This is a genomic window from Marinovum sp. (assembly GCF_048263515.1).
Taxonomy (GTDB): domain Bacteria; phylum Pseudomonadota; class Alphaproteobacteria; order Rhodobacterales; family Rhodobacteraceae; genus Marinovum.
Window position 1 is genome coordinate 114566 of record NZ_JBLXEC010000001.1, and the last position, 22963, is coordinate 137528.

General features: G+C 64.5%; 20 protein-coding genes and 1 pseudogene. 13 read left to right on the plus strand and 8 right to left on the minus strand.

Annotated elements, in window-relative coordinates:
* Positions 1-9: 9 nt before the first annotated feature.
* From ACN0SE_RS00600 to ACN0SE_RS00620, 5 genes are all read right to left on the minus strand, one after another.
* On the minus strand, positions 10-1416 hold the full coding sequence (locus tag ACN0SE_RS00600) for an amidase (RefSeq protein WP_417522524.1): 1407 nt from the start codon (positions 1414-1416) through the stop codon (positions 10-12).
* A 3-nt stretch (positions 1417-1419) separates the two neighbouring features.
* The gene (locus ACN0SE_RS00605) at positions 1420-2478 is read right to left on the minus strand and encodes an ABC transporter ATP-binding protein (protein ID WP_417522525.1); all 1059 of its coding nucleotides are present in this window, start codon (positions 2476-2478) and stop codon (positions 1420-1422) included.
* Positions 2479-2482: 4 nt separating this feature from the next.
* The gene (locus ACN0SE_RS00610) at positions 2483-3370 is read right to left on the minus strand and encodes a carbohydrate ABC transporter permease (protein WP_417522526.1); all 888 of its coding nucleotides are present in this window, start codon (positions 3368-3370) and stop codon (positions 2483-2485) included.
* 2 nt (positions 3371-3372) lie between these two features.
* Positions 3373-4230 carry a carbohydrate ABC transporter permease gene (locus tag ACN0SE_RS00615; protein WP_417522527.1) on the minus strand — a complete coding sequence of 286 codons (858 nt, stop codon included), beginning with the start codon at positions 4228-4230 and terminating at the stop codon, positions 3373-3375.
* A 206-nt stretch (positions 4231-4436) separates the two neighbouring features.
* Positions 4437-5801, minus strand: coding sequence for an extracellular solute-binding protein (locus ACN0SE_RS00620; RefSeq protein WP_417522528.1), 1365 nt, complete (start codon positions 5799-5801; stop codon positions 4437-4439).
* A gap of 161 nt (positions 5802-5962) precedes the next feature.
* Here ACN0SE_RS00620 and ACN0SE_RS00625 point away from each other — a divergent pair, with 161 nt between their 5' ends.
* The 4 genes from ACN0SE_RS00625 (at position 5963) to ACN0SE_RS00640 (ending at position 10648) form a co-directional block, all read left to right on the plus strand.
* Positions 5963-6766, plus strand: a complete 804-nt coding sequence (locus tag ACN0SE_RS00625) for a BtpA/SgcQ family protein (RefSeq protein WP_417522529.1) — start codon at positions 5963-5965, stop codon at positions 6764-6766.
* A gap of 201 nt (positions 6767-6967) precedes the next feature.
* Entirely contained in the window at positions 6968-8470 is a 1503-nt protein-coding gene (locus ACN0SE_RS00630) for an FGGY-family carbohydrate kinase (protein ID WP_417522530.1), read from the plus strand.
* Complete coding sequence (locus tag ACN0SE_RS00635; RefSeq protein WP_417522531.1) at positions 8467-9144, plus strand: HAD family hydrolase; 678 nt, start codon at positions 8467-8469, stop codon at positions 9142-9144. The genes ACN0SE_RS00630 and ACN0SE_RS00635 overlap by 4 nt, the downstream gene beginning before the upstream one ends.
* A 19-nt stretch (positions 9145-9163) precedes the next feature.
* Positions 9164-10648 carry a sulfatase gene (locus ACN0SE_RS00640; protein ID WP_417522532.1) on the plus strand — a complete coding sequence of 495 codons (1485 nt, stop codon included), beginning with the start codon at positions 9164-9166 and terminating at the stop codon, positions 10646-10648.
* 44 nt (positions 10649-10692) lie between these two features.
* Here ACN0SE_RS00640 and ACN0SE_RS00645 read toward each other — a convergent pair whose 3' ends face one another.
* Positions 10693-11454 (minus strand): SDR family NAD(P)-dependent oxidoreductase, encoded by a 762-nt coding sequence (locus ACN0SE_RS00645; protein ID WP_417522533.1) that lies wholly within the window; start codon positions 11452-11454, stop codon positions 10693-10695.
* Between the two features lie 269 nt (positions 11455-11723).
* Entirely contained in the window at positions 11724-12620 is an 897-nt protein-coding gene (locus ACN0SE_RS00650) for a LysR substrate-binding domain-containing protein (RefSeq protein WP_417522534.1), read from the minus strand.
* 160 nt (positions 12621-12780) lie between these two features.
* On the opposite strand from ACN0SE_RS00650, the gene ACN0SE_RS00655 reads away from it, so the two are divergent.
* Together ACN0SE_RS00655 and ACN0SE_RS00660 are read left to right on the plus strand one after the other, a co-directional pair.
* Entirely contained in the window at positions 12781-13590 is an 810-nt protein-coding gene (locus ACN0SE_RS00655) for an SDR family NAD(P)-dependent oxidoreductase (RefSeq protein WP_417522535.1), read from the plus strand.
* Positions 13591-13883: 293 nt separating this feature from the next.
* Complete coding sequence (locus ACN0SE_RS00660) at positions 13884-14870, plus strand: zinc-dependent alcohol dehydrogenase family protein (RefSeq protein WP_417522536.1); 987 nt, start codon at positions 13884-13886, stop codon at positions 14868-14870.
* 80 nt (positions 14871-14950) lie between these two features.
* On the opposite strand, the gene ACN0SE_RS00665 is transcribed toward ACN0SE_RS00660, so the two are convergent.
* Positions 14951-15997 carry a LacI family DNA-binding transcriptional regulator gene (locus tag ACN0SE_RS00665; RefSeq protein WP_417522537.1) on the minus strand — a complete coding sequence of 349 codons (1047 nt, stop codon included), beginning with the start codon at positions 15995-15997 and terminating at the stop codon, positions 14951-14953.
* A gap of 250 nt (positions 15998-16247) precedes the next feature.
* On the opposite strand from ACN0SE_RS00665, the gene ACN0SE_RS00670 reads away from it, so the two are divergent.
* From ACN0SE_RS00670 to ACN0SE_RS00700, 7 genes and pseudogenes are all read left to right on the plus strand, one after another.
* Complete coding sequence (locus ACN0SE_RS00670; protein WP_417522538.1) at positions 16248-17282, plus strand: TRAP transporter substrate-binding protein; 1035 nt, start codon at positions 16248-16250, stop codon at positions 17280-17282.
* Between the two features lie 104 nt (positions 17283-17386).
* A pseudogene (locus ACN0SE_RS00675) lies at positions 17387-17929 on the plus strand (TRAP transporter small permease subunit); the annotation flags it as partial.
* Between the two features lie 174 nt (positions 17930-18103).
* Complete coding sequence (locus ACN0SE_RS00680) at positions 18104-19381, plus strand: TRAP transporter large permease (protein WP_417522878.1); 1278 nt, start codon at positions 18104-18106, stop codon at positions 19379-19381.
* A gap of 1 nt (position 19382) precedes the next feature.
* On the plus strand, positions 19383-20291 hold the full coding sequence (ltnD, locus tag ACN0SE_RS00685) for an L-threonate dehydrogenase (RefSeq protein WP_417522539.1): 909 nt from the start codon (positions 19383-19385) through the stop codon (positions 20289-20291).
* The gene (otnK, locus tag ACN0SE_RS00690; RefSeq protein WP_417522540.1) at positions 20288-21556 is read left to right on the plus strand and encodes a 3-oxo-tetronate kinase; all 1269 of its coding nucleotides are present in this window, start codon (positions 20288-20290) and stop codon (positions 21554-21556) included. Before ltnD ends, otnK begins: the two co-directional genes overlap by 4 nt.
* The gene (locus ACN0SE_RS00695) at positions 21553-22203 is read left to right on the plus strand and encodes an aldolase (RefSeq protein ID WP_417522541.1); all 651 of its coding nucleotides are present in this window, start codon (positions 21553-21555) and stop codon (positions 22201-22203) included. The genes otnK and ACN0SE_RS00695 overlap by 4 nt, the downstream gene beginning before the upstream one ends.
* Positions 22200-22961, plus strand: a complete 762-nt coding sequence (locus ACN0SE_RS00700; RefSeq protein ID WP_417522542.1) for a hydroxypyruvate isomerase family protein — start codon at positions 22200-22202, stop codon at positions 22959-22961. Before ACN0SE_RS00695 ends, ACN0SE_RS00700 begins: the two co-directional genes overlap by 4 nt.
* The last annotated feature ends 2 nt before the right edge of the window (positions 22962-22963 follow it).

Here is a 22963-nt window from a genome sequence, read left to right on the forward strand (position 1 = left end):
CGAACCCCGTCACTCCGGCGGTCGCTGGTGCGCCCAGGGCGCCACGCGCTCGAAGGCGCGCGATGCCTGAAGCACCCGTGCATCCGCATGGCGCGGCCCGACGATCTGCAGCCCGACGGGCAGACCCGTGCTGGACAGCCCGGCCGGGACACTTGCCGCAGGATTGTGGAACAGGTTGAACGGCGAGCTGAACGGCGCCCACTCCATCCAGTCCCAGGCGTGCTCGGGATAGTCCTCCGGCAGAAGGCGCCCGTTGGTGACCGGCAGGCAGGCCACCGCCGGCGTCAGCAGCAGGTCATGTTGCTCGAACCAGGCAACCAGCCGCTGGTAGATCGGAAAGGCCGTCACCTTGTCGAACAGAAGCTCGCCAGAGGTCTGGCTCAGCGCCCCGCGCGCGCAGGCCACGAGCGCCGGATCGAGCGCATCGAGGTGATCGCCGAGGCGGTGAAACACGATCGCCGACATGATGGCCTGCCAGTTGCGCTTGGCGATCTCCATCGATCCGGAGAGGTCCAGATCGGCCGGCACGACCTCGGCCCCCAGTTCGACAAAGCGCTCGGCGGCAGCTTCGCAAAGGGCCAGAACCTCCGGGTCGATCCGCTCGACGAACCCGAGGTCGGCGCTCCACCCGATGCGCATCCCAGACAGCGGCTTGTCCAGGGTGTCCAGATACCCGGGCGACGGGCATTCCAGAGAATAGAGGTCGCGGTCGTCCGGGCCGGCACAGACCTCCATCATCAGCGCGGCATCGGTGACCGAGCGGGTCATCGGGCCGTAATGCGTGTGCTGGTTGGTGTTGGGCAACATCAGCGGAATGCGGCCGTGCGAGGGCTTCAGCCCGTAGATGCCGCAGAAAGACGCCGGAATGCGGATTGATCCGGCCCCATCGGTGCCGGTCGCCAGCGGCGCCATGCCGGTCGCCACCGCCACTGCGGACCCGCCCGAGCTGCCGCCGGGATTGCGCGTTCTGTCCCACGGATTGTGGGTCATGCCGTGAAGCTCGGAATAGGTCAGCCCGATCCACGCCATGTCGGGTGTCGTGGTCTTGCCCAGCGGGATCGCCCCCGCCCTCTCCATCCGTTCGATGATCGGTGAAAACCCGGTCGCCACATGGTGCTTGTTCGTCAGAGAGCCGACCGTCGTCAGCTGGCCCTTGTAGTCATCCGAATCCTTGATCGCATAGGGAACCCCATGCAGCGGCCCCCAGAACTCGCCACGCATCTGCGCCGCTTCGGCCTGTCTCGCCTTGTCCCGCGCGATCTCGAACATGGGCAGGCAGAAAGCGTTCAGATCGCCGTCCAGTTTCTCGATCCGGGCGATGCAGGCGTCGGTCACCTCGACCGGTGACAGCGACTTGTCCCTGACGCGCGCCGCAATTTCGCTGGCGTCCATCCAGTGCAGGTCCTCGGTCGTCATCCGTCAGATCCTCTGCCCGGTCAGGCCATCGAACAGATGCACGGCATTCAATCGCAGCGACACCGGAATTTCCTGGCCCGGTCGCAGGTTGAGCCGCTCCTGCTGGGTGATCTGCACCACCTGGCCGCCGATCGTGCCGCTCAGGATCGTCTCGTTGCCGGTCGGCTCGACCACGTCGACCTTCATGACAGCCATGCCGTCACCCTGAACGATCTCGAAATGCTCGGGGCGAATGCCGTATTTCGCGGCCCGGCCTTCGGGACCGGCAACCGCAGCGGGCAAGGGCAAGGTGCTGCCGTCGCTCAGCTCGAATTGCGCACCGTTGATCCTGCCTTCCAGCAGGTTGATCGAGGGCGAACCGATGAAGGTCGCCACGAATTCGTTGATCGGCGCATCATAAAGCTCCAGCGGCGACCCGATCTGTTCGATATGACCCCCACGCATCACCACGATCCGGTCGGCCATGGTCATCGCTTCGATCTGGTCATGGGTGACATAGATCGAGGTCGCGCCGAGCCGTTGATGCAACGACTTGATTTCGGTTCTCATGCGCACGCGCAGCTTTGCATCGAGGTTCGACAGCGGCTCGTCGAACAGGAACACCTTGGGGCTGCGCACGATGGCCCGGCCCATGGCGACCCGCTGGCGCTGGCCGCCCGACAATTCGCGCGGAAAGCGTTCGAGATAGTCGGTCAGGTTCAGCGTCGCGGCCGCCTCCTTGATGCGGGCATCCATTTCGGCTGCGGGCACCTTGGCCAGCTTGAGGGCAAATCCCATGTTCTGCGCCACCGTCATGTGCGGATAGAGCGCATAGCTCTGGAACACCATGGCGGTGTCGCGGTCCCTGGGTGCGATGTCGTTGATCACGTCACTGTCGATGCTGACGGTGCCACCGGTGACATCCTCGAGACCGGCAATCATGCGCAACAGCGTGGACTTCCCGCAGCCGGAGGGACCGACAAGCGCAACGAATTCGCCGTCCTGGATGTCGATGTCGATGCCATGGATCACCTCGACGGTCCCATAGTTCTTCTTGAGGTTTTCTACTGAAACATTGGCCATGAGATTATCCTTTTACGGCGCCGGCCGTCAGGCCTTTGACAAGGTATTTTTGCAGGAGAAGCACCAACAGCAGGGTCGGAGCGAGACCGATCAGGCAGATCGCCATCATCACGGTGAAGAAGACGAACTGGTCGGACACCAGTCCCGCCAGCACCACCGGCAAGGTCATGAATTCGGGCTTGGACGCGATGATCAGCGGGATCAGCAGTTCATGCCACGAGATGATGAAGATGATGACGCCGCAGGCCGCGAGCGCCGGTGTCGAAAGCGGCACGACGATCCGCACATAGGCGCCGAGCCTTGTACAGCCATCCAGCCTGGCGGATTCTTCCAGCTCCTTGGGGAAGGCCTGGAAATACGGCACCAGAATGATGATCGCATAGGGCAGCAGCAGCCCGACCTCGGTCATGATGATCCCCGGCAACGAGTTCAGCAGCCCGAGGTTTCGCATCACCACGAAGAGCGGCAGCATCAGGACGATCAGCGGCACCATGCGGCTGACCACGGTGGCATTCATCAGATAGCCGGTCCAGCGCAGGTTCAGCCGCGTGACGGTCAGCGCGGTCAGCGTCGCCAGGGTGAGGGTGAGAACGGTCACGCTGCCGGCCACCAGGACCGAGTTGAGAAAGGCGTTGCGGAACCAGGTGACCGAGTTGGGCAGATAGTCGATGCCCTGAAACGCCTCGCCCTTGTTCTCGCCGCCGGACAGGATCAGCCGGAAATTGTCCAGCGTGTATTCCGCCGGCAGCAGCGCCCAGACGTCTTCGTGCAGGGTGCGTTCGGACTGGAGCGCGCCCAGGACAACCGGAACCAGCGGCAGGATCAGAAAGCAGATCACCAGCACGTTGGCGAGGTTCATGAAGGCGCGATAGCGCCATGACATCCTGTTCATGCTCAGTACTCCACTTTCTTGTAGACGTAGCGGACATAGGCGATGGCCACGACACCGACGATGATCGCCAGGACATAGGCCGAGGCGGCCCCCACCCCGATGTTGAACGGCGGATTGAACGAGGTCTTGTAGGTGTACCAGGCCGCAACCCAGGTATCGTTGCCGGGCCCGCCCTGGGTGATCGCAAAGATCTCGTCGAAGATCATGAAGGCAAAGGTGGTCCGCAGGATCAGCGTCACGGCGATGATCGGGCGCAGCAGCGGCAGGGTGATGTAGCGGAACTTCTCCCACATCGTGGCACGGTCAAGCTCGGCCGCCTCGTAGAGGTGATCGGGAATGCCCTGAAGTGCCGCATGGTAGAGCAGGATGTTGAAGGGCACCGTGCGCCAGACGTAGGCAATGATGATCGCCATGAAGGCGGTGGAAGGATTGCCCAGCCAGATCACCTGCTCCTCGATCAACCCGAGCTGGTAGAGCAGGCGATTGAGATAGCCGAACTGCGTGTTGAAGATGAACGCCCAGAGAAAGCCGTTGACGATCGGCGGTACCGCCCAGGGCACGAGGATCAGGAACTTTGTGACCTTCGACAGCTTGATGCGGTGTTCATTGATGACCAGCGCGATCGCCAGCCCGATCACCACCTCGAGCAGGACCGAGATGACCACGAAAAGCACGGTGTTCTTCAACGATTTCCAGAATACCGGGTCGCTGAACAATTCGGCATAGTTCGCCCAGCCCGTGAAGGAATATTCGCCGGAGCGCAGCTCGCGCACGCCCACTTCGTGGAAGGACAGGTAGCCGGCAAAGAAGATGGGATAGGCAAGGATGAGAACGAAGCACAACAGGGTCGGGACGTTCATCCCGAGGGCCAGCCACGACGGTGCCAGCTCTCCCCAACGCCGTCTTGTGGTGTTCCCCTTGCCGATTGCAGTGTCTGACTGTCCTGTCATAAGAAATGTCCAATATTCCTACAATTGTCTGGTGCGGGGCGCCGGTATCGCGGTGACCCGGCGGCCCGGTCGGTGGCTGCCGGCCCGCGGCAGGCAGCCATCGACCTGCGGGCGCCTCAGCCCTTGCCTGCAATCGCGGCTGCGGTGATGTTGTCACAGGCGACGTCGACCGAAATCTCGCCCTTGAGACAGGCGGTCAGTTCGAGGTTCAGCTGCTCGTTCCACTTGCTGTACCAGGGCTCGGTGACGGCCGGCACGACCTTCTCGTAGTTCACGCCGCTGTCGAAGATGTCTGCCAGCACATCGACATCCACCCGGTCGGACCAGGCCTCTCGCACCTCGTCGCTTTGCGCGACCGAGGTGAAGCCGGGATAGAGCATCGAGCTCTTCGCCAGGCTCAGCGCCTGGGTATAGACGCCATCCTTGGTCCGGCCGCCGAGATACTGCAGCATCTTCCAGGCCCATTCGCGGTCGCGCGTGGCGTCGGACATCATGTAGTACCAGGTGGCCACAAGCGTCGCGCCATCGCCGGGAAGACCGTGGATCCTGCCCTTGCCGGCAATCGGCGACTGCGCCGGGTCGTTCATCTGGTTCATGAAGTAGTTGTGGAAGGTGCCGAGGTAGAGGTGCTTGCCGGTATTGAAGACCTTCACCGCCGGCAGGAATTTCAGGTTGAGCGAATCCGGATCGGCGATCTCGTGCTTCAGGAAGCTGTCCTGGAAATACTGCAGCGCTTCGCGGGCGATCGAGCCTGGGCCCATTTCCGGGTTCATGTCCTCGTCGAAGATCCGGCCGCCCCGGTTGCAGACCTGGCTGAACCAGGTGCCCGGCAGGGTTTCCAGCGCCGGACCGCCGACCCAGAGCAGCGGATAGTTCGAGACGCCGTCGGCCTTGGCCTTCAGGCATTGCTCCGTCAGCTCGTCCCAGGTCTGGAAGGGCTTGCCCTCGAACCCGGCCTTGGTCAGAAGCTCGTCATTGTAGGCAAAGGCCCAGGCGATCGAGAGATAGGGCAGACCCCAGAGTTTGCCGTCGACCGTGGCGGTCGAGCGCGCCAGCGGTGTCATGTCTTCGATATAGGCCTCGACCCCGGGCAGGCCGTCCAGCGGTGCCGCGATGCCCTGATCGATGTAGCTTGCCATGGTCGAGAGAATCGAAACGAAGACGTCGATGTCCTCTCCGGCGGCAAACATCGTCGTCAGCTTGGCGATCTGCGGCTCGATATTCGGCTCGATGACCTTTTCCACCGGGATGCCCCAGTCGGCTTCGAACTTGGCCGCGATCTCTTCATAGATATTGCCGTACTGCCATACGACGAGGTTGACCTGATCCACATCCTTGTCGGGCCGGGCCGCATAGGCCTCCTGCGCGAAGGACATGTTGGGCAGCATGCCTGCACCGGCAGCGCCCGCAGCGGCCAGCGCCTTGAGGAAATTCCGGCGCGCCATCAGCACGTCTTCCAGTGAAGTCTTAACCTTTGTCATCTGTCTTTCTCCCTGTGACTGCCGCCAGGCTGCGGCCGCATTCTTGCTTGTGCAAGTGTCTGATAGCACAAAATCAGACAGATCAAAACAAAATTGTTGCCTGTTTGTGTTTTTCTGTTAGTTATTGAGCGGTAGAAATTTGCTTCGAGGAGTCTCAGCTCATGATTTTCGATTTTTTGGGGGACAAGAAACGCGCCGTTGTTTCCATGTGCCATATGGGGGCCCTGCCCGGCTCGCCGCTCTATGATTCGGATGGCGGCATCAACAAGCTGATCGACGACGCGCTGTCCGACATTCACAAGCTTCAGGATGGCGGCGTCGACGCAATCATGTTCGGCAACGAGAACGATCGCCCCTATCTGCTGGAGGCGACGCCCGAATCCATCGCCGCCTACACCGCCGTCGTTCAGGCCTGCAAACCCGAACTGAAGGTTCCGTTCGGGGTGAACTACCTCTGGGATCCGACCGCTTCCATCGCGATCGCGGTGGCCACCCAGGCCAAGTGGGTGCGCGAAATCTTTACCGGCGTCTTTGCATCCGACATGGGTGTCTGGGCCCCGAATGCCGCCCGCCCGGCCCGCATGAAGCGCGACCTTGATCGCAGAGACCTGAAATTGTTCTTCAATATCAATGCAGAATTCGCCCACTCGCTGGATCAACGGCCGATCGAGCTGCGCGCGAAATCTGCCATCTTCTCCTCCCTGGCTGACGCCATCCTTGTGTCAGGCCCGATCACCGGCCAACCGGCCGATGCCTCGGACCTGCGCAAGGTGGCCGAGGCTGTGGGCGAGATGGTCCCGGTCTTTGCCAACACCGGTGTGAACGTCGACAACGTGACCGACGTCATGTCGGTTGCCTCCGGCTGCATCATCGGCTCGCACTTCAAGGTGGATGGCGACACCTGGAACGCGGTGGACGGTGACCGGGTCAAACGGTTCATGGATAAGGTCAACACCCTGCGTTAAGCCTGAGGTCCTCTCGCCGGAGACATTGCATGAGCGGCTCGCCGGGCCGTTCATGTGCCGCCCTTCCCCGGGGCCGGGGCGCTCCGGCGGCGGCGGCCCTGACCTGGGGCGGCCCGCGAGGCGCCGACCAAAAGTAACACAAAGCAACAAATTCGAAAACGAACAACCGCACAAAAGATCAGCAACTACAGGGGCGTTTCCATGAGCTGCGTCATCGGTCTCGACATCGGGACAACCTCCACAATCGGCATCGTGCTCGACGTTTCCTCCTCCAGGATCCTCGCGTCGGCCACACGACCGGTGACCCTGTCCTCGCCGCAGCAGGGCTGGGCCGAGGAAGATCCGGCAGAATGGTGGGCGAATGTCTGTGCCATCGTCCCCGAGCTCCTGCAACAGGCCAACCTCAAGAACACCGACATTTCGGCCATCGGCGCGACCGGCATGTTGCCGGCGACAGTGCTGCTGGACCGCGACGGCACGGTGCTGCGCCCCTCGATACAGCAGAGCGACGGGCGCACCGGCGCGCAGGTCAGGGAAATCGCCGCCGAAGTTCCAGAAGATCAGTTCGTTCAGCGCGCCGGCAACGGCATCAACCAGCAACTGGTCGCCAGCCGCATTCGCTGGATCGAGGAACACGAGCCCGAGGTCTTTGCCCGGATCGCCACGGTGCTTGGCTCTTACGACTACATCAACTGGCGCCTGACGGGCGCGCGCAGGGTGGAACAGAACTGGGCGCTGGAGGCCGGGTTCGTCGACCTCGGCACCGACACGCTCGCGGATGACCTGATCGCCCTTGCCCATCTGAAGCGCGACATGGTGCCTGACAAGGCAAGCTCGGCCGAGATCATCGGCCAGGTGTCCGCCGAGGCCGCAGCCCAGTCGGGCCTGGCAGAAGGCACGCCAGTGGTCGGCGGCGCCGCTGATCACATCGCCTCGGCCTATGCCGCCGGGGTGCTGGCCTCGGGGGACGTGCTGCTCAAGTTCGGCGGCGCGGCCGATATCATGATTGCCACGGACACCGCCCGCCCCGACCCGCGCATGTTTCTGGATTATCACATCATTCCCGGGCTGTTCATGCCCAACGGCTGCATGTCGACCGGCGGCTCCGCCCTGAACTGGTTCATCGCCCAGTTCGCCAAGGCCGAGGCGGCCGAAGCGGAAAGGCGCGGCATCAGCCCGCATCAGTATCTCGACGAACTGGCCGCCGAGATCGCGCCCGGCGCCGATGGCGTCACCTTCATCCCCTACCTCCTGGGCGAGAAGACACCGATCCACGACCCGGATGCCCGCGGCACCATCCTCGGCCTCAGCCTGAACCACGACATTCGCCATCTCTGGCGCGCCCTGCTCGAAGGCTATGCCTATGCCTTCCGCCATCATATCGAGGTCTTCAACGAGATGGGCTTTCCCACCACGCGCTTTCTGGCCTCTGACGGCGGCTCGAAATCGCAGCTCTGGATGCAGATCTGCGCCGACGTCCTGCAGGCGCCGGTGCAGCTGCTGACCGGGCACCCCGGCTCCTGCCTTGGCGCGGCCTGGCTGGCGGGTATGGGCACCGGGGCGACCGATGACTGGGGCGGCGTCGCAAACTGCGTGAGCTACGGCCGCGAGGTCCGGCCCGACCCCGCGCAACAGGCCGGTTATGACGAAGGCTATGCCTTTTTCCGCGAGACATACGAGAGACAGAGGGAACAGCGACAATGATCAAGGCGATTGCCTGGGATATCGACGGCACATTGGTCGACAGCGAACCGCTGCATCTCTTTGCCCTGAAAGAGGTGTGCCGCGCGCATCAAGTCGACATTTCCGATCTCGCCGACACGCATTTCGTGGGCGTTCACATCGGCAATGTCTGGCGCGAGCTGCAACCGCGCTTCCCGACCGGGGTGACCTATGAGGCGTGGTCGGCAGGGATCAACCGGGCATTTGCCGGCAATGCCGATCGTCTGGTCGAGATCGCCGGCGCCGCGTCTGTCGTCCGGGATCTCGCCGTGCAGGGCTTGCAGCAGGTCGCAGTGTCCAATTCCGGCCGCACCGTGGTGGACGCCAACCTGGCGGCAATCCGCGTCGACGGCTTGATGAAGTTCAGCCTCAGCCTCGATGACGTCTGCGAAGGCAAGCCCGATCCCTTTCCCTATCGATATGCCTGCTACCTGCTGGGGCTCGACCCCGGCTGCGTTCTGGCCGTGGAAGACAGTGCCACAGGCGTCGCCAGCGCCAGGGCCGCCGGCCTGCCGGTGGCCGTTTTGCACGGCACCGGGACCACCGTGCCAGGATCGCAATACCCGATCTCCGCCCTCTCCGAGCTGCCCGATGTCATCGCAGCACTGGCCCGTCCGCCCGAAGTGACGCGCGAACACGCCCGCCAGCACCATTGACACGGCCGAGGGAGGCGACATGACAGACAGACCGAACATCCTGTGGATCACCACCGATCAGCAACGGTTTGACACCATCCACGCACATGGCAATGCGGCAATCCACACGCCGAACCTCGACCGGCTGGCCGCCGAGGGGATGTCGTTCCTGCGAACCTATTGCCAGGCCCCGATATGCACGCCAAGCCGCGCATCCTTCATGACAGGGCGCTACCCCGCGTCGCATCACGTGCACCGCAACGGCAACGATCACTGGCCTCCGGCCGAGACAATCCTGCCGGCGATCCTGAAAGATACCACGGATTACACCACCGGCCTGATCGGCAAGCACCACCTGTCGCGGTCGGAGAACCGGATCGAACTGATCCCCGAAGACGGCTACGACGTGGCCGAGCTCTCCGATTGCTGGCCGATCGGGCGCGCCTATGACGACTGGCTGACCCACAAGCACGGCGTCGACGACCCGCTGGCGCTCTACCCCGAGCTTCTGGCCAATGCGCCCCGCGATTACGGCCCCGGACTGCCGATGGCGCTTCAGCAATCGACCTGGTGGGCCGAGCGGGCCTCTGCCTTTATCGAGGATCACAAGGACGGCCCGTGGTTTCTGAACCTCAATGCGGTCGATCCACATCCACCGTTCTTTCCGCCGCAGGAGTTTCTCGACAGGTACAAACCCGAGGACATGCCCCTGCCGCTGTTTCGCGAAAGCGACATTGCGCGGCAAGAGGAGTTCCGGGAAATCGACCAGCAGTGGACGAAAATCCAGGACGTGCGCCGCTACGATCCGGCCGAGGATGTCGACCAGTCGCAAACGCCGCTGGAAGACCGGAACCTGTTCGATTTTCCGCCCGACACCTACGACGCACGCATGGTCAAGGCCTGCTACTACGCGATGATCGAGATGGTCGACGACCGGATCGGCGCGGTGCTCAAGGCGCTGGACGACAGCGGCCAGGCCGAAAACACCCTCGTCATCTTCACCTCGGACCATGGCGAGATGATGGGCGACCACGGCATGCTCTACAAAGGCTGCCGGTTCTTCGAAGGGCTGGTGCACGTACCGCTGATCATCCGCTGGCCCGGCGTGACCGAACCGGGGGCGCAGAGCGATGCGCTGGTGGAACTGGTCGATCTCGCGCCTACGATTCTCGACATCGCGGGCGTCGAGAGGCCCGGCAACATGCAAGGCAAACCCCTGACCGACCTGCTCAAGGGCCGGACCACCACGCACAAACCCCACGTCGTCTGCGAATTCAACGAGGCGCTGGCGGGAATGCCCTATCAGAGCCACGGCACGATGGTGTTCGACGGTCGCTACAAGACCTGCATGTATCACGACGCCGGCAAGGCCGAGATCTTCGATCTGCAGGAAGACCCGGGAGAGTTCGTGTCCCTCTGGGACAAGCCGGGGTTCGAGCGCGAGCAGATCCGGCTTCTGAAACATCATCTCGATGCGGTCATGGCCACCTCTGACGCCGGCATCGAGCGGACCGGAAACTACTGAGACAAGGGCGGCGCGGCACCATTGGCGCCGCGTCGCCGCAGGGGTCAGGTCATGTAGACCCCGCCGGTGACGTTCACGCCCTGCCCGGTCATGAACCGCGCCCCGTCGGAGGCCAGAAACACCACCACATCGGCCACGTCCTCGGGCGTTTCGATCCGGCCGAGCGGCGTCTGGCTGACGTAATCTGCCAGCACTTCTTCCGGCGTCATGCCGCGCAACTCCGCCTCCCAGGCGACTTCGCGCTCCTGCATCGGTGTGCGCACGAAGCCGGGGCAGACCGCATTGACCCTGATCCCGTCCCTGGCGTGTTCGCGCGCCAGCGCCTGGGTCCAGCCCAGAACGGCAAACTTCGACGCAGAGTAATGCGCAAGCAGCGGGGCCCCGACCTTGGAGGCGAGCGAGGCGGTGTTGACGATCGCGCCCTTGGTGCCATGCGCAAGGAAATGCGCCACGGCGACCTGATTGGTAAAGAAGACACCCTTGGCGTTGACGTCGAAGTTGAAGTCCCAGTCCGCCTCGGTCAACGCGAGGGCCGGCTTCATGTTCGACACCCCCGCATTGGCATGGCAGTGGGTGATCGGCCCGAACACCTCGGCCCCGGCCGCAAAGGCGGCCTCGATCGAGGCCTTGTCCCGCACGTCGACCTGGTGGCAGGTTTTCGGCGCATCGATCGTCTCGGCTGCGGCCTTGCAGCGGTCGAGGTCGATGTCGGACAGGACCAGATTGTACCCCGCCCCGGCGAAGGCTCGCGCCGAGGCCAGACCAATGCCATTGGCTGCGCCGGTGATGAAGACTGTACGTGTCATCGTGAGAGGTGTCCTTTGTGCCCATCTAACATAATCACACTTTATGTAACAGATTCGAACTAAAACCGCCAGATGTGAGTTGCCGCAGACAATTGTCCGGCACCGCTCGGGCCAAGGTGCTCTCCCTTCGGAAAATGTGGGCACAGCAAACCGTTGGCGCACCCGGCAGTGTCGCGCCGTCAAGTGGCTGCCAGAACACCGGCAGGCGCGCCCCTGCGACGCCTCCGCCTGACCCGCGGCCTGACGCCGCGGATGTCACGGCGCGAGCGTCACGGCGCTGGCCTGGCCAGGGTCTTGATCAGAAAATCCATGAACACCCGGACCTTGGGCGACAGCACATTCGATTTCGGATAGACCAGCCACAGCACGGTCTTCTCGGCCACCTCGTAGTCGGGCAGGACCTGTACCAGATCACCCGAGGCCAGCTCCTTGCCGACGCTCCACCGCGAATTCATCGAAATGCCCGACCCTGCGATCGTTGCCAGCTTCTGGGTCAACCCGTCATCCAGCACCAGCCGGCAGGCGGCAGCGGCGGGATCAAAGACCTCTCTCTGGCCGTCGGGGCCGATCAGCGGGCGGGCCGACTGGTGCCGGAAGGCGATCAACTGATGCTGCGCAAGGTCGCGCGGATGGCTGGGCGTGCCATTGGCCTCCAGGTAGCCGGGCGATGCGCACAGGATGCGGGTGTCATCCGCCAGCTTGCGCGCCTTGAGGCTTGAATCCTCGAGCGCCGAATTGCGGATCGCAAGGTCGAAGCTGCCTTCGATCAGATCGAAGACGCTGTCTGACAGCCGCAGGTCCAGCGTCAGATCGGGATAGCGCTGCAGAAACTCCGGCAGGATCGGCGCAATGTAGAGCTGGGCAAAGGTGCTGGGCGCGGTGAACCGCAAGGTGCCGCGCGGGCTGGCCCGCCCCTTGCCGAGCGCCGCCAGCGCGGCATCCTCCTGCGCCAGAATCTCGCGCGCAAAGGGCAGGAATTCCGCGCCCTCGAGCGACAGCGAGACCTTGCGCGTCGTGCGATGCAGCAGGTCCGCCCCGATGGCATTCTCCAGCTTTGCCAGATGCGCGCCGGCCACGGCCGGGGCAAGCCCGAGGTCACGCCCGGCGGCGCTGATGTTGAGCTTTTCCGCCGCCAGAACGAACAGCCGCAAGCCGGCAGTATCCATCTTTTATATCCCGAACCTAAATTATGAATCGAAAATTCATGCATTTATAGAGACTTCACAACATGTATTTTGCAGGATGTGCCAGATGCGGATATCGAAACCACGTTGAAGCGTCGGGCCGACGATCTTCTGCCCGACGTCGCTGACAAGGAAGCGCATCATGTCCCAGACCATTCTCATCACCGGATCGACTGACGGCATCGGGCTCCGCACCGCCAGAACGCTGGCCGATCTTGGCCACAGGATCCTGCTGCACGGCCGCAGCTCCTCAAAGCTCGAGGCCGCCGCGGCAGAGCTGGGCGGCGGGATCGAGACCTATGCCGCCGATCTGTCCCGCATGGCCGAGGTCGAAAGGCTGGCCGCCGAGGTGACCGCACGCCATGACCGGCTTGACGTGCTGATCAACAATGCCGGCGTCTACAAGGTGCCCGACGCGCGCACCCCCGACGGGCTGGACCTGCGGTTCATGGTCAACAGCTTTGCGCCTTATGTCCTGACCAACGCCCTGCTGCCGATCCTCCCCTCGGACGGGCGGATCGTGAACCTGTCTTCGGCCGCCCAGGCCCCGGTGGACGTGAGCGCCATGGCCGGCAAGACCCGGCTGGACGACTTCGCCGCCTATGCCCAAAGCAAGCTGGCGATCACCATCTGGACTCGCGACTTTGCCGCCAGACATCCGGACGGCCCCGTGGCCATCGCGGTGAACCCGGGGTCGCTGCTGGCGTCGAAGATGGTCAAGGAAGGCTTTGGCGTGGCCGGCAACGACATCCAGATCGGCGCCGACATTCTGACGGCGGCTGCCACCGGTGACGGCTTTGCCACCGCCTCGGGCAAATACTTCGACAATGACGCCGGCCGCTTTTCCGACCCGCATCCGGCGGCCCTTGATCCGTCTCACGTCGCACAGGTCATGCAGGCGATGGACCGGATCACCGCCGATCTTCGCCGCAAGGCACAGACCGGCGCGTGACTCCGCTCGGGCGGCGTGGCAGGGAAATCATGCCACGTCGCAGGCGAACGCCTCGATGCGACGCAGGTGATGACGGTAGGCAATGATCCCCGAACAGGCAAATTTCACGTCCGGGTCAAAGATGTGCATGTGCCCGCCCCGGCCGCCGGGCGGGCCCGACGCCTTGCCGCGCCAAGCACGCCACGTATTTATATCCAAAACCCAAAAACTGATGATCCAACTTGCCGGATTAAACTGGTTACCAAGTCGATATAGATGGGTGGCAGGCCAATTCACCTTCAGGAGTTTCCCCGATGAAAGCCATGACACTTGCCACCTACGGCCCCGATGCCGCCTTTGAACCCGCCGAGCTGGAGCGTCCGGCGGTCACCGCCGGCCACGTCGTGCTGCGCGTCCATGCCACCAGCGTCAACACCGTCGACACGATGATCCGCAACATGGGCACCGACCTGCCGCTGTCGCCTGCCCTGCCGGCCGTCCTCGGCATGGATTTCGCCGGGGTGATCGAAGAGGTCGGCGAGGGCGTCACCGGCTTTGCCGTGGGCGACGAGGTCTATGGCTGCGCCGGCGGTCTGGCCGATCTGCAGGGCGCGCTGGCCGAATACATGCTGGCCGATGCCCGACTGATCGCCCACAAGCCGAAGTCGCTGTCCATGCGCGACGCCGCCGCCATCCCGCTGGTCGGGATCACCGCCTACGAAGGTCTGACCCGGGCCGGCGTTGCCGCCGGTCAGAAGGTCCTGGTTCAGGGCGGTGCCGGCGGTGTCGGCCACCTCGCCATCCAGATCGCCAGACATCTTGGCGCCGAGGTCTCGGCCACCGGCACCGGCGCGGCACAGATGGAGGTGATCAAGGGCTATGGTGCCACACCCATCGACTTCATGAAGGAAAAGATTGCCGACTATGTCGCGGCGCAGACCGGCGGCGCCGGCTTTGACATGATCTTCGACGCCGTGGGCGGCGCCAACATGACCAATTCGTTCGAAGCGGCCGCGTTGAATGCGCAGGTGGTGTCCACCGTGGGCCTGCTGGAAATCGACCTCTCGCCGGCGCATTTCAAGGGCCTGTCCCTGCACATCGTCTTCATGCTGCTGCCCATGCTGGCCAACGTAAACCGTCAGGTCCACGGCGACATTCTGGCCAAACTGGCCGAGCTGGTGGACGCTGGCGCCGTGACACCGCTGCTGGACGAACAGCGCTTCGGCCTCGACGAGGTCGGCGCCGCCTATGCCTGTCTTGGCAGCGGCCAGGCGATCGGCAAGGTGGTCGTCGAGGTCTGACAGCCCCCCGCCGATGAAGCGTGACCCGGGCGGAGCCGATCAGGCTCCGCCCTTCGCTTCCGCCAGCGCGCTGCGGGCTCTCACCCGACGACCTCCTCCGTCTCAGCCAGATCGCCAAGCGAAATTGTCGGTGTGAAGATTTGCCGCCTGGCCTCTCCCGCCTCCGGGGTCTCCACTGCATCGAGGATGATCCGCGCCGCGGCTTCGCCGATCTCTCGGCGGGCGGTGCGCGATGTGGCGATCTTGCCGGGGAAGCCTTCGATCAGCCCCAGACCGTTGAAACCGGCCAGCGCGACCCGGCCGGGCACATCCATGCCCTCCGCCAGGCAATGGCACAATCCGCCAAACGCCAGGTCGTCGTTCGAAAAATAGATGCAGTCGAGATCGGGCGCCCGCGCCAGCAGCTCCGCCGTCATGCGGCGGCCGCAGACCACGGCCGGATCGCGGATGTCGCCCTGCTGCATCTGCGCCCCATCCATCGTATCGATGAATTCAAGCCCGTGGCGGCACAGCGCCTCGCGGAAGCCCTGTTTCCGCTTGCCGGCCCTCAGGTCCTTGTCGAGGTTCCGCCCGACATAGCCGAAACGCCGCCGGCCCGCGCCGATCAGCGCCGTGGCGATGTCATGGCCCGCCCGGGTGTGGGAAAACCCGACGCAGGCATCCACCGGATCGCCGTCACTGTCCATGATCTGCACCACCGGAACACCGGCGTCGCGCAGCAGCAGGCGGGTGTCCTCGGGCTGGTCGAGACCGGTGAGAATCAGCCCGGCCGGTCGCCATGACAGCATGTTGCGGACGGTCTGATATTCGACCTCGGGGTCGTAATCCGTCACCCCGAAGACCGGTTGCAGCGCCGTGCCCTTCAGCGCGTCGGTCACCCCCCACATGACCTGCGGAAAGACGATGTTCGACAGGCTGGGCACCACCACCCCGATCAGGTCGGTGCGCTTGCTCGACAGCGACGCGGCAAGGTGATTCCCGTAGTAGCCGATCTCGCGCGCGGCGCGTTTCACCTTGTCGACATTGGCCTGCGAGACGTCCTTGTCGCCGCGCAGCGCGCGCGAGGCCGTCATCTTGCTGACGCCGGCCGCCGAGGCGACGTCAGCCAGGGTTTTCCGTTTTTTCATGGCCTTGTCGCCCTTTGGTCCGGTGTGGGGCCGCAGAACCCGCCGGCCGGACCGGCGCGCCGCGTGCTGATGCCTCCCGATGATGCAGTCGGGACATTGACAGAATAGGCAGAATATGGCACTGGTATCAATACCGGTACCGATACCGGTTTCGATGCCGGCCCCTTTCAGGCCGGAAAGACCGCGCGATCGGACAAGGATCGCGCCTTACAAGGAACCAGGGCCCCGAGGGGTTCTGACGGGAGGAAACATGACTGCTTTCACATTGAAATCCGCACTTCTGGGCGGCCTCGTCGCCGCCACGTCTTTGATGGCCAGCACCGCTCTGGCGCAGGACTACCAGTGGACGTTCCAGACCTCGGCGCAGGCCGGCGACAACTTCTTCCCGATCGAGGAAGCCTGGGCCGACCGCGTCAAGGAACTGTCCGACGGTCGCATCGAGATCACCGTCGTGCCGGTCGGCACCGTGGTGGCGCACAACGAAACCCTCGACGCCGTGGGCGCCGGCATCCTGCAGGGCCACATCACCGACCCGTCGTATTTCTCCGGCAAGGACCCGGCGTTTGCGATGCTGGGCAACCTCGTCGGCGCATGGTCGGCGCCCGAGCAGATGTTCGACTACATGGAAAACGGCGGCGGCAAGGAGCTGTTCAACGAGCTGGTGAACCCCTACGGGCTGCAATTCCTGGGCGCCTCGGCGACCGGGGTCGAGGCCTTCCTGTCGACCAAGCCGCTCTATGGCGTCGATGACCTCAAGGGCATCAAGATGCGCGCCCCCGAAGGCATGGTGCAGGAAGTCTTCGCAGCGGCCGGCGCCTCGCCGGTGAACCTGCCGGGTTCCGAGGTCTATACCGCGCTGGAAAAAGGCGTGATCGACGCGGCCGATTACACCGTGTTCTCGACCAACCACGCCCAGGGCATGCATGAGTTTGCCAAGTACCCGCTCTATCCCGGCTTCCACTCGATGCCGGTGATCGAGGTCTCGCTGAACAAGGAGATCTACGACGGCCTGCCCGAAGACCTGCAGACCATCCTGAACGACTCCGTCTCGGTCTTTGCCAAGGACATGATCAGCCAGCTCGACGAGCAGAACGAGGCCGCCGTGGCCGAGGCGCAGGCCGATCCCGAGATCACCGTGATCGACTGGTCCGACGAAGAGCGCGCCAAGTTCCGTGGCATTGCCAAGTCGCAGTGGGCGAACTGGGCGGAACGTTCCGAGATGGCCGGCAAGGCCTACGAGAGCGTCACCGCGTACCTCACCGAAAAGGGCCTTCTGGCCGAGTGATTGCCGCCTGACGGCATGACCGGAAGGGGCCGGCCACGGCCCCTTCTCTTTAAACCATCCAGCTCACGTTCCGGGAGGGGACAATGGCACAGCAAGACGCGGCGATGACAGACGCCGAAATCGAAGCGCAGCTCGAGGCGCTCAAACGCGCCCATGAAGAAGACAGCGCCGGTGCCCAGAACGCGCTTGATCGCGGCATCCTGACGGTGGGCACCGCCTTCAGCTTCCTGTTTGCCATTGCGACGGTGATCTCGATCTACGAGATCATCATGCGGTATTTCTTCAACGCGCCGACGATCTGGGCACATGAGACGGTGATCGCGCTGATCGCGGCCTGTTATCTCTATGGCGGCATGCAGTGCCTCGCCGCCGACAAGCATATCCGCATCGGGCTGATCTATTTCGGCACCTCCGGCGGCACCCGGCGGCTGCTCGACGTGGTCAACGGGCTCCTGGCGCTGTTCTTTGCGCTGGCGATTGCCTATGCGGCCTATACCATGGTCGAGAAGTCCTGGTGGACCCCGCAGGGCGACGTCCGGCTCGAACGCTCCGGCTCGGCGTGGAACCCGATCACCCCGGCGATCATCAAGATGCTGCTGCTGATCACCTCCATCGTGCTGGCGATCCAGTCGGTGGGGCACATCTGGACCGCCTGGAAAGGCACCGGCTATCGTCAGAGCGCCGGCGAAGCCCCCAGCAAATATGCGGTGGCCGGCATCGGTCTGGTCTTTGCACTGCTCCTCGCCGGCGGCTACCTGCTGTTCAGCCAGGGCCGTGACCTCGGCATCGAGACCGGGTCCCTGCTGCTGGTGGTCTCGATTATGATCCTGATCCTGACCGGCATCCCGCTGGCCTTCGTGACCGGGCTGATTGCGATCCTCTTCACCATCGCCTGGTTCGGGCCGATGGGCGTGCCGCTGGTCTCCAGCCGCATCTATTCCTTCGTCAACGAATACGTGCTGGTCGCCATTCCGATGTTCGTGCTCATGGCCTCGCTGCTGGACCGCTCGGGCATGGCGCGCGATCTCTATGATGCGATGCGGCTGATTGCCGGTCGGATCAAGGGCGGCGTCGCTGTCCAGACGCTGGTGGCAGCGGTCTTCCTTGCCGCGATCTCTGGCATTATCGGTGGCGAGATCGTCCTGCTGGGCCTGATTGCCCTGCCGCAGATGCTGCGTCTCGGCTACAACCGGGCGCTGGCCATCGGCACCGTCTGCGCCGGCGGCTCGCTGGGCACGATGATCCCGCCGTCGATCGTGCTGATCGTCTACGGTCTCACGGCCAGCGTCTCGATTGGCGATTTGTTCCTCGCCACCGTGACCCCCGGCCTGATGCTGGCGTCGTTCTACATCATCTACATCCTCATCCGCTGCTACGCGAACCCCGAGATGGGCCCGCCGATCTCTGACGCAGAGCTCGACATCCCGATGTCGGAGAAACTGCGCAAGATGCGCGGCGTGATCCTGCCGGTCGGCGTGGCGGTGACGGTTCTGGGTTCGATCTACGGCGGTATCGCTTCGGTGACAGAAGCCGCGGCCATGGGCGTGGTCGGCGTGTTCCTCTCGGCCGCGATCCGGCGCGAGGTGACCTGGACGCTGATCCGCGACAGCCTGAAGCAGACGCTCGAGACCTGCGGCATGATCATCTGGATCGGCCTCGGCGCGGCGGCGCTGGTGGGTGTCTACAACCTCATGGGCGGCAACCGCTTCATCGAGGCGACGATCCTGGACAGCGGCGCCTCGCCGATCGTCATCGTGCTGATCATGATGGGCATTCTCGTGGTGCTGGGCCTGTTCATGGACTGGATCGGCATCGCGCTGCTGACCATGCCGATCTTCGTGCCGATCATCATCAAGCTGGGGATGGACCCGGTCTGGTTCGGCATCCTCTTCGCGATGAACATGCAGGTCAGCTACCTCTCGCCGCCCTTCGGACCGGCCGCCTTCTACCTGAAATCCGTGGCCCCCAAGGACATGAGCCTGTCGGAGATCTTCCGCGCGCTGATCCCCTTCATCTGCATCCAGGTCGTGGCGCTCGCCATCGTGTTGTTCTTCCCGCAGGTCGCTCTCTGGCTGCCGGAATGGTTGAAAGGAAATTGAGATGAGCAAAGAGACCCTCAACGCAGCCGTCATCGGCCTGGGCTCCATGGGCTACGGCATGGCCGCCTCGGCCCTGCGCGGCGGCCACAAGGTCTGGGGTGTCGACATCGACGCCGACCGGATCGCCAGATTTCAGGCCGAGGGCGGACAACCGACCGCCCTGGCCGAGGCCGCCGACACGCTTGACGCGGTCGCGGTGGTGGTGCTGAACGCTGCCCAGACCGAAAGCGTGCTCTTCGGCGAGGCCGGCATCGTGCCACGGCTCAGGTCAGGCGCGGTTGTCCTGGCCTGCGCCACCGTACCGCCCGAGTTTGCCCGCGACATGGCCACCCGCTGCGAGGCCCACGGCGTGCTCTACCTCGATGCGCCGATCTCCGGCGGGGCCACCAAGGCCGCCAACGGTCAGCTCTCGATCATGGCCTCCGGCGCGCCCGCGGCCTTTGACGCTGCCCGCCCGCTTCTGGACAGCATCGCCGAGACGGTCTTCGAGCTGGGCACTGAGCCCGGCGCCGGCAGCGCGATGAAGGCGGTCAACCAGCTGCTCGCCGGGGTGCATATCGCCACCATGGCCGAAGCGCTGACCTTCGGCATGACCCAGGGCGTCACGCCCGATAAATTCGTCGAGGTGATCAGCAAATGCGCCGGCACCAGCTGGATGCTGGAGAACCGCGCACCGCATATCGTCGACGGCGATTACACCCCGCGCAGCTCGGTCAACATCTGGCCCAAGGATCTGGGCATCGTGCTCGACATCGCCAAATCGGCGCAGTTCAGCGCCCCGATCACCGCCGCCGCGCTGCAACAGTTCCTCGCCGCCGCCGGCATGGGCCACGGGCACGAGGATGACGCCGCCGTCGCCAAGGTCTATGCCCGCAACGCCGGGCTCACACTTCCGGGAGAGACCGCATGACCACCGTTCTTGGCTGTATCGCTGACGATTTCACCGGCGCCACCGACCTTGCCGGCCTGCTGGCCCGCTCCGGCGTCCGCGTCTCGCTGCGCATCGGGGTGCCTTCCGAGCCACCCGGCGACACCGCCGCCTTCGAGGTGATCGCCCTGAAATCGCGCACCGCCCCGGTGGACGAGGCCCTGGCCGAGACCCGCGCCGCCCTGCGCTGGCTGCAGGCCGCCGGCGCGCAGCGGTTCTTCTGGAAATACTGCTCCACCTTCGACTCGACGCCCCAGGGCAATATCGGCCCGGTCGCCGAGGCGCTGATGGCAGATCTCGGCACCGACCAGACGATCTATTGCCCGGCCTTTCCGGAAAATGGCCGCTCGATCTTCATGGGCAACCTCTTTGTCGGGCGTCAGCCCTTGGCGGAAAGCCCGATGAAGGATCACCCGCTGACCCCGATGCGCGACAGCAACCTGATGCGCCTGCTCGAACCGCAGGTGAGTAAACCCGTCGGGCTGGCCGACCGGCTGACCGTCGCGCGCGGCCCGCAGGCGCTGCAGGCCGAGCTGGCCGCGCTCAAGGCGCAGGGCGTGGCGCATGTGGTGGTCGACGCGGTGGCGAATGCCGATCTCGAAGTGATCGCCGAGGCCTGCCGCGACATGCCGCTGATGACCGGCGGCAGCGCCGTCGCCATGCCGCTGCCGGCGCTTTATCTCGCCGATGGCACGCTCTCGGCGGATGCGCCCAAGGCCGAGGCACCGGCGCTCGGGCGTGGCACCATCTTACTCTCGGGCAGCTGCTCGGCGATGACCAACAAGCAGGTGGCGGATTATACCAGCCGCGGCGTCCCCGCCTTCCAGCTCGACCCGCTGTCGCTGGCCGAAAACGGCCCGCAAAAGGCGCTCGACTGGCTGGCACAGCAGGACCTGGACAAGGCCCCGCTGATCTACGCCACCGCCAACCCCGACAGCGTGCGCGCCGCGCAGGAGAAGCTCGGCGTTGCCGGCGCGGGCGAGATTGTCGAGGCGACGCTCTCGGCCTGTGCCATCGCGGCGCGCGACCGGGGCGCCCGGCGGGTGATCGTCGCCGGCGGCGAGACCTCGGGGGCCGTCACCAAGGCGCTCGGCGTCACCCAGCTCGACATCGGCACCGAGATCGCACCGGGCGTGCCCTGGACCTATTGCCAGTCCGACGGCCAACAGATCGCCCTGACGCTGAAATCCGGAAACTTCGGCACCGAGACCTTCTTTACCGACGCGCAGGAAAGGCTGGCGTCATGAGCGCAGAGGCCCGCCTGCGCGAGCAGATCTGCCTGCTGGCGAAATCCATGTTTGACCGTGGCCTGACCGGCGGCAGCACCGGCAACATCTCGGCCCGGACCGAGGATGGCGGGCTGCTGGTCAGCCCCACCGGCACCAGCTTCGGCCGGCTCGATCCCGGCCGGCTCAGCCGCTTCGATGCCGCTGGCACCCATGTCGACGGTGACAAGCCCACCAAGGAAATGCCGCTGCACAGCGCCTTCTACGACACCCGCAGCACCGCCGGCGCGGTGGTGCACCTGCATTCCTGCCATTCGGTCGCGCTGTCGATGATGCCGGATGTGGACGACGACAATTTCCTGCCGCCGCTCACGCCCTACGGCATCATGAAGCTGGGCCGCGTCAAGCTGCTGCCCTTCTTCCTGCCCGGCGACCCGGCGATGGGCGACGCGGTGCGCGGTCTGGCAGGCAAACGCACGGCGGTGATGCTGGCCAATCACGGCCCCGTCGTGGCCGGCAAGGATATCGAGGCCGCCTGCAACGCCATCGAAGAGCTGGAAGACACCGCGAGGCTGGCGATGATGACCCGTGGCATGCAGCCGCGCGGTCTGACCGAGGATCAGGTGCAGGCGCTAGTCACCAAATTCGACGTGGAGTGGGACGCATGAAATTTTCCGCCAATCTCGGCTTTCTCTGGAACGACCGCCCGCTGCCCGAGGCCATTCGCGCCGCCAGGGCCGCCGGCTTCGACGCGGTGGAATGCCACTGGCCCTATGACGTGCCGGCCTCCGAGACCAAGGCCGCGCTGGACGAGACCGGCCTCGTGATGCTGGGCCTCAACACCCGCCGCGGCGACGTGTCTGCGGGCGACAACGGCCTGTCGGCCCTGCCCGACCGCGTGCCCGAGGCGCGTGCCGCCATTGACGAGGCCATCACCTATGCCAAGGCCATCGGCACGCCCAACATCCATGTCATGGCCGGTTTCGCCTCGGGCCCCGAGGCGCGGACGACCTTTGTCGAGAACCTCGCTTATGCCTGCGCGCAAGCCGCGCAACAGGACATCACAATCCTGATCGAGCCGCTCAACAAATACGACGCGCCGGGCTATTTCCTCACCACCACCGACCAGGCCCTGTCGATCATCGAGGAGGTCGGCGCGCCCAACCTCAAGCTGATGTTCGACTGCTACCACGTGCAACTGATGGAAGGCGACCTGACCCACCGGCTGACCGCGCTGCTGCCGCAGATCGGCCATATCCAGTTCGCCTCGGTCCCGGATCGTGGCGCGCCGGATCATGGCGAGGTGGCCTTCGGTCATGTCTTCGCGCATGTCGCGGGCCTGGGCTACACCGCGCCGCTCGGCGCGGAATACAAGCCCGGCGGCGACACCGACGCGACCCTCGGCTGGATGGGCACCTTCCGCTAGGC